Genomic DNA, 12,995 nt, shown 5'->3' on the forward strand with positions numbered 1-12,995 from the left:
AAGTAAATTGATGAGTATATGATGTAACTAACTGACATTTATGAGTATTTGATCAACATTTGTACTCTTGATTTGTTTTTCTCAAGCACAGGAAGGCTATGAAAACACTTGTAACGGGTGCTGCCGGTTTTATCGGTAGCCATATTTGTCGCAGGCTTTGTGCTGATAGATACGATGTAGTCGGCGTTGATAACCTCAATGACTATTATGATGTGAACCTTAAAAAAACTAGGTTGCAATGGGTTGGAGATGTAAGGTTCAGATTTCACTGTATGAGTGTCGAAAACTCAGACGAATTGAATCGTCTGTTCAATGAAGAGCAATTTGATTGTGTGATTCACTTAGCAGGGCAGGCTGGCGTCCGTTATTCCTCGGAAGAGCCTATGGTCTATGGAGAGAGCAACCTCATGGGTTTTCTTTCAGTCCTAGAGGCGTGTCGAGCCTTTAACATTAAACACCTGGTGTACGCGTCATCGAGCTCAGTGTATGGGCTGAACGATAAAATTCCATTTTCAGCGAATGACAATGTGGATCACCCAGTTTCTCTTTATGCTGCAACTAAAAAGGCAAATGAGTTAATGGCTCATAGCTACTCTCAGATGTATGGGTTACCAACGACAGGACTACGTTTTTTCAGCGTTTACGGTCCTTGGAGTCGGCCGGATATGGCATTCTATAAGTTTACAGAGGCAATGATTGAAAAAAGGCCAGTCGATGTTTTCAATAACGGCGAACTATATCGGGACTTTACTTACATCGATGACGTTGTAGAAGCAGTAGTTCGAGTAACAAGGAGAATTCCAAAGAAGAACCAAGAGTGGCTAAAAGCTAATGAAACCATTGCACAAAGCTCAGCGCCATATCAGATTTTTAATGTCGGTAGCGGGACTCCCGTCAAACTCACAAAAATGATTGATTTGTTAGAATATCAACTGGGAGTGCCGTCGATAAGGCAATTGAAGCCAATGCAGGTAGGGGAAGTGTATACTACTTACTCTGATGTAAAAGAGCTTTTTGATGAGATTGGTTTTACGCCACAAGTGCCATTCCATGAAGGCGTCGCAGCTTTTGTAGAATGGTATAGTGATTACCGGCGAATTTCTCAGCAGCAAGTCAAGAGTGCAGCTAAGTCGATTTAGTTCTATGCTGAACTACACAGGTGCGTTGTATGCTTTCTAAAGTATTCACGCGCACCTAAAAAATCAAATACGGCTTTAGCTCCTCAAAGTTCCCCACAATAATCTGCTGACCTTTAGGGTTCGAATCTAGCACACTAATATCGATATTGTAGGTATCGAGAACGTAGCGAACCAACGCAGCATTAGTTGGAATTGTGAGTGTGCTATTTTCCATACCGTAGTCATGGGCAACGACAGCGGCCTGAGCTTCTGTCAGTCTCGGGTCCGGCATCAACTCAATAGCGAGGGGAGTATTCCATCGGTCATCGTTGGACTTCCCCATTACATTTTTAGCCTCAAGGCATGGAATACCTCTTATGCGGCTGAGCACAAAATCACGATAACCTTTCGCATGCTCACAATAGGCACGAACATGCCAGCGTAGAGGGGTGCAAACGAGGGTATGAGGAGAGATAATCCGCTCGACTTCAATGCCGTCTTTTAGTGATGTGTAGCTTATGTCGACACGTTTCTTCTCACTAATAGCTTGAATTAAAGGACGTAAGACTTGTGGTGATATATTACGAGTTGTAGGGCGAATCATCGAGACACTCTCAAACCCCATATCGAGTTCTTTAAATGTGATGGTCATATCTTCACTTCTTGAAAGAATGTGCAAATATTCATCAGCATGACCTTTTGTTACTTGTGGACTATAGCTATCACTGGGCTTGTAGCCTTTTAGCTGTTTATCATAAACAAGGTTTCCTGGCGCGATATCGGCTAGATAGGTGTTGATGTCTTTCGATGCTTGCTGTCTGCCAATACCAAAGCTCTTAATCAGGTGATTGGTCGTTAACCGTCCTTCCCACAGCGCGATGATTTCTATCATTCTGTAACGGAATAGTAGATCCCAGCGTATTGGCCATTTGCTCATCATCTAACTCCTGTCTATTTATGCGACGTGTGTATGTAATCAGTATTTACCTGTCTTTGATGGCGACATAGTATGTATTGAGTGTTTTGGAGTCAATTCATAGCGAAGCTTGCTGGAGTTTGAACTTTAAAAATAAGGGAATTGTAAATGGTTGCACCGAAAAGTCTCACCTTTCAGCTACACCAACATTGGGAGGTGGTTGAGCAGTTAACTCGGCTTTCGAGAGAGTTTCCAGCGTTTGAGCTGAGAGTACTTGAACAGGTGATCAATCAGTACAAAAGTAAAAATGCGGAAAGTAATACTGTGCTCACCAGCCTTGTTAATGCAGACATATTGCAGCCTATCAATCGCAGCAGCGACTATCAGCTAAACACGCTAGTTGTGGACTTTGTCAGAGGCTTAACTCAGGAGCATGAGTTAGGTCTATCAGCGGTACTTAAAGCTCGAGTTGATGCGATTAAAGACGCCACCAGCCAAGTGTTAGAAGGGCTTGATATGGCGGACAACGATTTACTTCGTACTGGCGCGAACAGGCTGTCGGAACTGGTTAGAAAAATTACCCAACAGTTAACGCAAGACAAACAAGCAATATTTGAAATAGCAGAATTGGCGAAGTCTGCGGACACCACTGTCCCAATTGAACGTCGTTACCGTGAAGTGTTGGAAGTGTATGACCAATACGTAGAACCCATGAACGAAATGATGGATAGCGGTCTTGGAGGCAGTTTCTATCCCTTATTAGAAAAGGCGGAAGAAGCACTCGATACTGCCGTTGACATACTTTCCATACGTGGATCTTTGTATCAACAAAGGCTGGCAATGCGCCAGATAGCTTATCAAGTCAAAGATCTTCGATACCAAGGGCGAGTCATTGCTCAGCAATGTGCTGATACTTTGTTGCCATTAAGAGAGGAAGTCAGGCAGCACAATCAACTTTCAGCGGTGATTAGCAAGCAGCTAAGCCAAGTTCGTAAAAAGGGTTTAGCGCGAGGACTAAATGCCGAAGGTTTGCCTATGTGGAAAAGTAGCCGCGTGACTAAAATTCAATTGGGTAATGAAGTACGTGAGTTGATGGCAGAATTCTTGGACTTTGAACCTAGTTCTATACCGTTCCCGGATGCAGAGGAAGCGCCAACCAGTCCAATGAACAACTGGGTTGATAAAGAGCTTTTGAGGGAACAACTTGCTGACTCGCTACCGCTCGCGAATCTAATGACGTGGCTCAGAGGAAACTATCAGCACCTACCAGATGCCGAGCTGTTGCGGCTCTATCACGAGCTTGTTCGCGACCCTCAGTGGCAAAGCACATTAGGGGCGAGCTCAAGTACTACAGCGCTGAACACAGTAACCGTAACCTACCACCCTCACGAAATAAAGATGTTGACTGGCTCAACAAATGCAAAGGATGTTGATAATGCAAACTAGCAAAATCGATTTAAATGAGCTGGCTCATCTGACTGAGCTATTTACCTTTTTTAATTCTGGCCGGCACCTAAATCGCTCGACAGATGCGACTTTATGGCATGAGCTAGAACAGCAAGCAGAGCAGTACCAGTACCTATTTGCTAACTTGGGTTTTGACTTGCGCATTGATGGACGGGGTTTTGCTTGGTTCCATGATGAAGATGGTAACCAGAACATCAATAAACAATCACGCCAGTTAGCACTATTGCTGATGGTGATATTTGACCATCAAGCTGATAGCGGCCGCTCCCTCGGTCAGTTTTACCAATGGACGATTGATAATGCCTTGCTAGATGAGGTTTGCGAAAAGCATCAAGAGCTTTTGGATGCAGAAGAAATCGACCAAGATGCACTAGCAAAGATACTCGATAACGCAGTGCGAAAAGGCTTTGCCGCTCAAGAGAATAATCACTGGCGTTTGCTGCCTCCGGTATACCGATACCTAGACCATTTCGAAGCTATCACTGAACAAACACCCAAAAATGATGTGTCCGCTTGTGAGGAAGATGAATAATGTTAAGTTACGGCTTTCAACGTTTAGCGTTAATTGGCAGTGCTGGGTACCAGCGAGCAGAACTTCCTCTTGATGACTCTGTGTCACTAATTGCGCCAAATAACCATGGCAAAACAAGCTTAATTAACGCACTCCAGTTTCTGCTCATTATCGACCAAAGAAGGATGGATTTTGGCTCTCATACACTGGAGAAGGCTCGCCGTTTTTACTTCCCAAATAACAGTGCTTACATCTTGCTAGAAGTTATCCTGCCACAAACCGGCACCGTGGTGTTTGGATGTGTTGGTAAAGGGGTAGGTTATGACTACGAATACTTCGCTTACAAAGGTGAATTAAACCTAGATGATTTCCGAATGGATGATGGCAATATCGTTGCCCAACCAAAGTTAGTTAACCACTTAGCAACGAAGAAGCATCGAGTCTATAAATTCAATGATAAAGAGTTCAGATACTCGATTTATGGTGGTGCAAAAAGTAAGAAGAATAGCGACATCGATTTTACGGTGTTTAAACTTGAACATGTAAGTGACGCTCGTTCGTTCCAGCAAGTCCTCACCAAAACGCTCAGGCTCGATAAGCTCAACTCCAGTGATGTAAAAGACTATTTGTTGAAGATATTTAGCCGAGAGCTACCCAACGCCAGTATCGATTTTAAGCAAGAGTGGGAGAAAGCATTTCAAGATATCAATCTAGAACGTGAACAGTACCTAGCAGCCGTTAATAATCTGGAAACGATTCAAGAGCTCGAACAAAAGTTTGAGCGTACCTTGTCGTTACGAGGAAAGATCGCCGCATGCCAGCCGAAGGTTAATGAATTGCTGCAGGATTGGCATAGTCATGTTCAAACGCTGACTGATAATCTATCAACGCAACAAACTAAGCTTGAACAAACACAACGTGATCTCCGAAGCCAAGATATTGCCCGTGCTGGAGAGCGTACAGACTTAACCAATAAACTGGAAGAGTTAAACCGTATAGAGAAGCAGCGACAAGAGTTGGAAGAGCGGTTTACCTTGATCCCGGATCAATCGTTTTTAGAGAGTCAGTTGAAAACAGCAGAGCAAAAATATGATGCTCAGGCTGCCTTGTGTGTTCAATCACAGCGGTCCTCTTCTGCTGCGATTGGCAAGCAGTTGAAAGAAAAACAAGATCAGCTGCAAAGATTGCAAGCTCAACATCAAACTTTGGGTGACAATTTATATCTTCATCTTTCTAAAGTGCTCAATGTAGATGAATTAGAAAAGCTGAACAAAGTACTTAGCCAACAAGTGATGCAACTGCCACCTTCACAGTATTCGTTTGACATCAATCAGTTGCGAAACATGCTCAATAGTGAATCTTCTGAGCAACTTTCGCTTTCAGGTTTAAAACTTTCACTTGAGGAGCTGATTCCTCAGCATGTTCAAAAAACAGAGCAAGAGCTTATTGAAGAAATACGTAGTGTTAATGAGCAGATCGAGAACCTTAAAGATTTGCTTGAAGCAAGCAAAGAAAGTGAGATTGCTGAAAACAAAAAGAACGAATTAAACCGTGCAGTAAGGCAGTGTGAACAGGATCTTGAGGATTACCAAAAGCTTCAACAGTTAACAAAAAGTCAGGCTCAGCGATCTGAGCAAAAAGAGAAGCTTGAGCAAGAGCTAAAAACCATTACTGCTGAGCTAGATAATGAAGAACAAAGGCACAAAACGATAACGTCAAAAATCAATGAAATTGCAGGTAAGCTAACTCAGCTTAAAACGGATAGTGAAAGTGTTGAAAAGCTCAAAAACCAAAGAATTGATGATCAATCGCTGTTTAGCATGCTTTCGGATCAACCGCATACCCCATGGATAGTGATGGATGAGTGGTCTCTTGAGTATCTACCTGTTCGCCTCCAACAGTTTATCGAGGATTGTAAAGACCTCGATAAACTGTCCAAAGACTTGCGCCAAATAAGAAATGACTTAGCTCAGAAGGGGCTTACCAAGTTTCAGATGGCCCAAACTCAAGATGAGGAAATAAAAGGGATTATTAAATTCAGTCATTGTTTAGATAGTGAGAAGAAAGCGCTGGAGAGACGCGCTCGCTCAGCGGTTGTGAATGTAACGGCGAGTTTAAGAGAGTTGCGAAGTGGGCTTTACGCACTACAAAGCAAGATGAAGGAATTCAATCGGCTAATCAGTCACAGGCAGTTATCGGATCTCAAAACATTCAAAATTGAACCCGTTGAGGAGAATCAACTTGTCGATGCAATGAATGTACTGATACAGCAAGCGGAGCAAACTGAAAGTGGTCAGAGTTTTGAGCTGTTTGATCAAGGCAGTATTCTTGATGATGCTGAGTTAGATCGAGCGAAGAGCTTGCTGATCGAAGAGGGCAATGCTCGCCAAGGTCTAAGAGTTGCAGATTTGTTCAGACTTGAGTTTGTCGTTGCTAAGCAAGGGCAACAGCAAGAGTCATTCGAAGATATTGATAGTGCCGCTTCAAACGGGACCGTATTGATGGCTAAGCTTGTGACAGGTCTTGCGATGCTCCATCTAATGCAAGATAAACGTCATCAAATGAAAGCGGTATGTTATTTGGATGAGGCGTTGGCCCTGGATACCAAAAACCAAGCTAACTTGATAGAGGTTGCTGACCAATTCGGTTTTGCATTGATTTTTGCTTCACCAGCACCGTTAACCACCGCTCGTTATTGTGTGCCTATCCACCAAGCGAATGGAAAGAATCACATTAGCCGTAATAGCTGGCAGATTTTCGAACCAATTGATAGCCAAGAACTGTCGCAACCACAAGTGGAACCATCACTATGAGCCAGGTATTGGTTAAGGCACTAACGCGACTAATCGAGATGCACCCTGATTCCATTGCCGGAAGCACATTGACATCATCTCAGAAGAAGCAGCTTGATGAGTTCAGCCGCAAAACTCAGAGTGTACAAGTTACTCCTAAAGGCCGTGGCGTTGTCTACGGCATTCTAGATATGAATGTCGTTAAAGTCACACTGGAGCAGTTGGCGCCCAATCAAAACGTGTCTCCATCAGCCCCGCAAAGAGCCGTAAACATAGCCTCCACACGCAGCAGCAAACAAGGAAGAGTAGGTCACGATGTGACCTACGTACTGGCTAAAGCGGTTGCGAATCCGCTATGGGAGTCTTTCGGAGGGCCAACTGAGCACTTAAATGTAGCGACAGAAGAGTTTGGCGTTTTTTCCCTTGAAGTGGGCGGAGAAAGAAATAGGGATCTTAACACTCATCATTCTATTTGGCTGGTGGAAAACCAAGCATTGTTTGACCGTCTAGATTGGCTACCCAATAACGAACCCACTACCGTTATTTGGTACCGAGGGCAGCTACACAACAAACTCATTGATTGGCTATCGGTGCCTGAAAGGGCAACGATGGTCTATTTTTTTGCCGATTATGATGGAGTCGGGCTAAATAACTTCCGGCGTCTGAAAGAGAAGCTAGAAGAAAGAGCAGAGTTTTGGATGATGCCGAATTGGAAGGAGCTTCTGAAACGATACGGGCAAAACCAGCTTTGGAATGATACTGCACGCGAATTCAACTCATTTCTTGAGAGTAATAGTAATTTGTTGGTTCAATCCTCTGATCTACAAGCGCTAGTTCTAGAGATGCAAACGAACGGGTTAGCACTTGAGCAAGAGTCCATTTGGCTTAGTAAGAAATAGGCTAGTGAATTGAGTAGGGGACTAATGAGTGAAAGACGTTTGTTTTAGAACGCCATCCTATTCAAGAGTCGCTTCATGAACTACTATACAAAAGTTACAAATTGTAGAGATAGCAAACTGAATGAAAGACTCAAAACTAGATCCTGAATTACTTGAGAAGCCTGAATTCAGATAATAAGTGCAACACTCATGGTTAAACTGGCGAGAGGAAGTCAACTGCTGATAGTGGTACGCTTCTCATCGCCAAAATCAAAACGTGATTACCATGAGCTACCAGTGTCAACGCCAGTTTAAAATTGACCCACTTAGCGACGTTATCGCCGAAGTAAAACTAACCCACCCACGTAATTAATTTTTGCTTTCAGATAAACTGTCCAAAGCCGATGGTACGGTTCCTGCCACCTTCTTTCCTCGTAATCGGTAGCTTTCACCGCTGATTTGTACGATGTGCGAGTGATGAAGAAGTCTATCGAGTAGTGCCGCCGTCAACGTTGTATCGTCGGCGAACGCCTTTGACCATTGAGAGAACGGCAAGTTACTGGTCACGATAATACTGCCTTGCTCATAACGTTTCGCGATGACGTTGAAGAACAAGTTGGCCTCTTCTCTGCCGAACGGTAGATAGCCGATTTCATCAACGATAAGGAGTTTGGGGGCGAGCACACTGCGTCTCAAGTAGCTTTCAAGTTTATCTTGAGCTTTTGCTGTAGACAGTTGAAGCATCAAGTCTGCTGCGGTGATAAACCGCGTTTTAAGACCTTTTTGCACGGCAAGTTGACCAAGACTCACCGCAAGGTGGCTCTTACCGACGCCACTTGGCCCGAGTAATACGATGTTTTCCTTTCGCTCAATGAACGCTAAGCCTGTTAGCTCATGAAGCTGTTTTCTTGGTGCACCAGTGGCGAACTTGAAGTCATAGTCATCGAACGTTTTTTCCATTGGGAAGCTGGCGAACTTAGTCAGTGTGGCTCTTGTGCGCTCGGCTCTGGCTTCCAGTTCTGCGTTCAACAGTGACTCCAAGTAATCAGCAAGCGTCAGCTCTCGGCTGACGGCGACGTCTGCCAGTCTCGACCATTCTTGACCGATAGCATGTAATTTCAGCGCCGTACAGGCCGCTTCGATGCGACTCATTTGAAGGTTCATGCACGTACCTCCAGCAATGCATCATACGTCGAGAGAGGGTGCTGGAAGCTTTCAAGTGGCGTCACACTGTCGTTAATGGTTGGCGCTGGGGCTGGGACTGTCATTGAGGGCAATGGCTGAAGGGTAAAGCGCTCTTCGTCTAACAGAGCTTGAGGCTTTTGGCCTGTCGTACCATGCGTTCGTTGGTGAGCGACGGTATCTAGCCATGCGCCGACGTGCCCATTGAGAGCATCTGCTGTGATTTTAAGACCATGCTGCTTGAATGTCGCTGCGAGTGGCGTGACGAAGCTACTTTTCAAGTAAGCGTTAAATCGCTCCACTTTTCCTTTGGTTTTCGCACGATATGGACGACAGACTCTTGGTTTAAAGTTGTATCTCTTGGCCGTCGCGAGCAGCGCTGGATTCCACCGATGTTCACCTTCACCGTAGGCATCACGCTCTATCATGATGGCTTTCGCATTATCGAACAGCACTTCTTTAGGGACGCCGCCGAAGTATTCAAACGCTTCTTCAAGACCTTGTATCCAGTCTTCTTGACGCTCTCGTTCACTAAAGCGGACGAAGGTCGCTCTGCTATAGCCAAGCGTTGCCAAGAAGGCTTTAACACGGACGCCGTAATGGGTGATGGTCGTAAAGTCCACTTGCATCTGCTCACCTGGCAATGTCTCGAATCGAACGACAGGGTCGGTAGGTGTACTTGGTTTGTACTGTTTGATGTACTCCTTGAGCATCGTTATACCGCCTTCATAACCCAGTAATTTTAACTCACGTAATAAGACGGTTGCTGGTATCCAATAAGGCTTTGCGGCTTCAATCCGCGTATACAAGTAGTCATGGTACGGCTGAAGCTTAGTTGGTCGGGGCTGACGCTCGGGATAAACTGGCGCTTTGCTTTTATCTCGAAGGTAATTGCGAACCGTATTCCTTGAGATACCCAAGTCTTTTGCAATGCGGCGGATACTGCGCCCTTGCTGATGTAAAACGTGTATTTCCACGAGTTGCTCCTGATTGATCATAATCCGCCGCTTTGTCCATATAACGAACGGATAGTTTGGCTCAGGTGGGTCAATTTTAAATCGACGTTAGTGGGTCATTTTTACATCGGCGCTGACACCATGTGGTCGACCATCTGATTCTATTCATGACTACCAGTGGCGAGTGCTAAAAGAAGCAATGATGTTCGATATTCCTGTTGAGCTTTCGGTACAAACTCGACGGGTAAACTGCCCTGACTGTGGAGTCAAAACAGAAGCAATATCTTGGGTTGCTCCATATTCACGAATCACAAATCGCTTAAAAGGTTATATCGAGAAACTGCTCCCGCTGTTACCCATCAAGCATATCTCCGAGCTAACCGGAGTGCATTGGCATACGATTAAAGAAATTGATAAACAACGTCTTAAGCGATTTGTGCCAACGGTGCCTTGGGGTAGTATACGTCAGCTTGTTATGGACGAGTTCGCCATCTTCAAGGGACACAGATATGCGACTGTCATCGCTGATGCCCAAACACACCAAGTGCTTTGGATTGGCATAGGCCGAAGTCGAAAGGACATTCGCCCATTTTTCGAAGAGCTTGGCGAGCATGCTGCCAACATTGAAGTTGTGGCGATGGATATGAACACAGCTTTTGACCTTGAGGTGCAGGCACATTGTCCAAATGCTCGTATCGTCTATGACTTGTTTCATGTCGTGGCTAAGTTCGGTCGAGAGGTCATGGACAGAGTTCGTGTAGACCAAGCCAACCAACTGAAAACTGACAAAAAAGCACGTCGTTGGATAAAGCGCTCCCGATGGGTTCTTTTGAAGAACCGAGAGAACTTGAGCATAAAGCAGCAAAGTTATCTTGACGAAATACTATCGATTAACAGAGATCTCATGATAACTCACCTGCTTGGATCTCAACTCAAGGAGCTTTGGTATTGTGATTCAGAGGAGCAAGCTAACGGGCTGTGGGAAGTATGGTGGCAGCAGGTGAATGAAAGTGGTATCCAACCCCTAATTAACTTTGCTAGAAAGCTCAAGCCTTACCTCCACGGAATCGTGGCGTCCGCTTCATATCATTTGAATACTTGCACGCTGGAAGGCATCAATAACAAGATAAAGCTTATCAAACGGATGGGGTATGGCTACAGAGACACGGACTACTTCTTTTTAAAAATCAAAGCGGCCTTCCCCGGAAAGCCGCGATGAACCATTTTTTTTGTAGATGTCCGGCCATGGGAAACCCCATGACGCCTAGGCCAATAAAAGCCACAGAAGGAGTTTGAGTTGTCATATAGCATCCTTGTTGTTATACGAGCGATAATTTATCAGAAACTTAACCTGATTTGTTCCTTCAGATGATAATCTTGTACCATCACATTTTGTGTTGTAACACGGATTACTATGACAGCACCTCAATCTATCGCTTTAACCATTGCACACATCAACGACACCCACTCGCATTTTGAATCGACACCTGTTTCGCTGAGCTTGGATAGCACACAGACGCGTGTTTATGCGAACTGCGGTGGCTTTGCACGTATTGCATCTGCCGTTAAGCGTTTTCGTGCTGAGGCGGACCAGAAAGGCCACGCGTTCATGTTCTTGCATGCGGGGGATTGCTTTCAAGGTACCTTGTACTATTCCCTATTTAAGGGGCAAGCCAATGCCGATATGCTCAATCAGTTGGGCATTGATGCGATGGCAATCGGGAATCATGAGCTAGATCAGGGTAATGGTCCGGTTGCTGATTTTCTTGATCGTATTACTTTTCCCTTGCTGGCCGGCAATTGGCACGTTGCCAATGAAGCTGCAGACAAAGAAAAGCGCGTCAGTGAAAAGCCCGCGTTATTGCCGTATTTGCCCGAACAGAAACGCGCTAGCGTGATGATCAAGACGATAGCAGGGCGTAAAGTGGGTATTTTTAGTCTCGCGGTCGAGCAGATGGCTGCACTGGCTAACCCTGATCATGACACGCCTTTTTTGCCTGTCACAGAAATTGCCAAAAACACGGTAGCATACTTGCGTTTGCAAGGGGTCGGTACTGTGATCCTGCTCAGCCACTTAGGGTATGACAAAGATAAATCATTGGCTGAATCCGTCTCTGGCATTGATGTGATTGTGGGCGGGCATACCCATGTCTTGCAGGGTGACTTTCAAAACATTGGCCTCGACAGCCAAGACCCTTACGGTTATCAAGTGAATGATACCTGGATTGTCCAAGCCGGTTGCCACGCTCAGGCAATTGGACGTTTTACCTTAACGCTAGATGCCAAAGGGCGCCCGACCCATTTTGAGGGGCAAAATTATTTATTGTTAGGCCGCAGTTTGGCGATGGATGCGTCGCGCGAGCATAAACTGACTGCTTCCTCATACCAAGCGGCACGTGACTATTTGAACCAACAGCCAAATCTTCTGATCTTGCCGAGTGATCTCACCCTCAAGCAGTATTTGCAGCAAACTTATCGCCCTCGGGTAGCACAGTTAGAAAGTGACATTGTCACGCATGTGCCACAGCGGTTGCGTCATGTTCGCGTGCCGGATCAGCAAGGCGGCAGTGATGTCGCGCCATTGGTGACGGAGAGTTTTCTATGGGCGGCGCGTGAACAGGGTATCGAGGCAGATTTTGCCATCCATAATGCCGGCGGCGTTCGGGTGAGCTTAAATGCAGGTCCGCTTTCTGCCGCACTTATCGCCGGTTCATTACTTCCGTTTGCGATTGATGTGATTGCGTATCGGGTAACGGGCGCGCAAATCCGCAACGCGCTGGAAGGTGCAATTAATAATGCCACGGATAATGGGGTGATTGGACTCGGTTCGGGCAGTTTTCCCTATTGTGCCGATCTGCGCTATCGCTATGAAGCATGGCAGCCAATGGGCGGGCGCATCACCCAATTAGACATTAAGCGCGGTCAGCACTGGATTGCGATTGATGATGAGCGCCAATACGTTGGTGTGTCATCTTCATATACCGCGCAAGGTAAAGAGGGCTATGACGCTCTTCAAACCGGCCGTCGTCGCTCAATTGGTTTATCGATGGCGGAATGCTTCATGCAATACGCGCGAGCGCAAGATGTATTGCAACTCCCTGACCAGCCTTTGGTGTGTTATCTCGTATCACCTCAGCAGGGCGAAAGCTGCTGGCAATCATAATCACTTACTTGG

10 protein-coding genes and 1 pseudogene are annotated in these 12,995 nt (G+C 45.5%); 7 read left to right on the plus strand and 4 right to left on the minus strand.

Annotated elements, in window-relative coordinates:
- The first annotated feature begins 98 nt into the window (after positions 1–98).
- Positions 99–1,139, plus strand: coding sequence for an NAD-dependent epimerase/dehydratase family protein (locus tag BZG84_RS05540; RefSeq protein ID WP_077481572.1), 1,041 nt, complete (start codon positions 99–101; stop codon positions 1,137–1,139).
- A 55-nt stretch (positions 1,140–1,194) separates the two neighbouring features.
- Here the strand turns inward: BZG84_RS05540 and BZG84_RS05545 are convergent, their stop codons facing one another.
- A complete protein-coding gene (locus BZG84_RS05545) occupies positions 1,195–2,055 on the minus strand; it encodes a helix-turn-helix transcriptional regulator (protein ID WP_077481570.1) in 861 nt (286 codons plus the stop codon).
- Between the two features lie 147 nt (positions 2,056–2,202).
- On the opposite strand from BZG84_RS05545, the gene BZG84_RS05550 reads away from it, so the two are divergent.
- The 4 genes from BZG84_RS05550 to BZG84_RS05565 are packed head-to-tail and all read left to right on the plus strand — an operon-like array spanning position 2,203 to position 7,703.
- Positions 2,203–3,480, plus strand: a complete 1,278-nt coding sequence (locus tag BZG84_RS05550; RefSeq protein ID WP_077678026.1) for a hypothetical protein — start codon at positions 2,203–2,205, stop codon at positions 3,478–3,480.
- Positions 3,470–4,033, plus strand: coding sequence for a condensin complex protein MksE (locus BZG84_RS05555; RefSeq protein WP_077481566.1), 564 nt, complete (start codon positions 3,470–3,472; stop codon positions 4,031–4,033). The genes BZG84_RS05550 and BZG84_RS05555 overlap by 11 nt, the downstream gene beginning before the upstream one ends.
- Positions 4,033–6,825 carry a hypothetical protein gene (locus tag BZG84_RS05560; RefSeq protein WP_077678027.1) on the plus strand — a complete coding sequence of 931 codons (2,793 nt, stop codon included), beginning with the start codon at positions 4,033–4,035 and terminating at the stop codon, positions 6,823–6,825. The genes BZG84_RS05555 and BZG84_RS05560 overlap by 1 nt, the downstream gene beginning before the upstream one ends.
- Complete coding sequence (locus tag BZG84_RS05565) at positions 6,822–7,703, plus strand: DUF7281 domain-containing protein (protein ID WP_077481562.1); 882 nt, start codon at positions 6,822–6,824, stop codon at positions 7,701–7,703. The genes BZG84_RS05560 and BZG84_RS05565 overlap by 4 nt, the downstream gene beginning before the upstream one ends.
- Positions 7,704–8,051: 348 nt before the next feature.
- Here the strand turns inward: BZG84_RS05565 and istB are convergent, their stop codons facing one another.
- Both istB and istA read right to left on the minus strand, forming a co-directional pair.
- Positions 8,052–8,846: an IS21-like element helper ATPase IstB gene (gene istB, locus BZG84_RS05570; protein ID WP_077481560.1), complete on the minus strand. Its 795-nt coding sequence runs from the start codon at positions 8,844–8,846 to the stop codon at positions 8,052–8,054.
- On the minus strand, positions 8,843–9,862 hold the full coding sequence (gene istA / locus BZG84_RS05575) for an IS21 family transposase (RefSeq protein ID WP_077481558.1): 1,020 nt from the start codon (positions 9,860–9,862) through the stop codon (positions 8,843–8,845). The genes istB and istA overlap by 4 nt, the downstream gene beginning before the upstream one ends.
- Before the next feature lie 88 nt (positions 9,863–9,950).
- Here istA and BZG84_RS05580 point away from each other — a divergent pair.
- Positions 9,951–11,039: pseudogene (locus BZG84_RS05580) on the plus strand (ISL3 family transposase); the annotation flags it as partial.
- Here the strand turns inward: BZG84_RS05580 and BZG84_RS16615 are convergent.
- Entirely contained in the window at positions 11,008–11,124 is a 117-nt protein-coding gene (locus tag BZG84_RS16615) for an NAD(P)-binding domain-containing protein (protein ID WP_108743594.1), read from the minus strand. The pseudogene BZG84_RS05580 and the gene BZG84_RS16615 sit on opposite strands and share 32 nt — an antisense overlap.
- Before the next feature lie 110 nt (positions 11,125–11,234).
- Between BZG84_RS16615 and BZG84_RS05585 the strand changes: the two genes are divergently transcribed.
- Positions 11,235–12,983, plus strand: a complete 1,749-nt coding sequence (locus BZG84_RS05585) for a bifunctional metallophosphatase/5'-nucleotidase (RefSeq protein ID WP_077678029.1) — start codon at positions 11,235–11,237, stop codon at positions 12,981–12,983.
- The last annotated feature ends 12 nt before the right edge of the window (positions 12,984–12,995 follow it).

It is taken from the genome of Salinivibrio sp. PR932 (assembly GCF_001996125.1).
GTDB lineage: Bacteria > Pseudomonadota > Gammaproteobacteria > Enterobacterales > Vibrionaceae > Salinivibrio > Salinivibrio proteolyticus.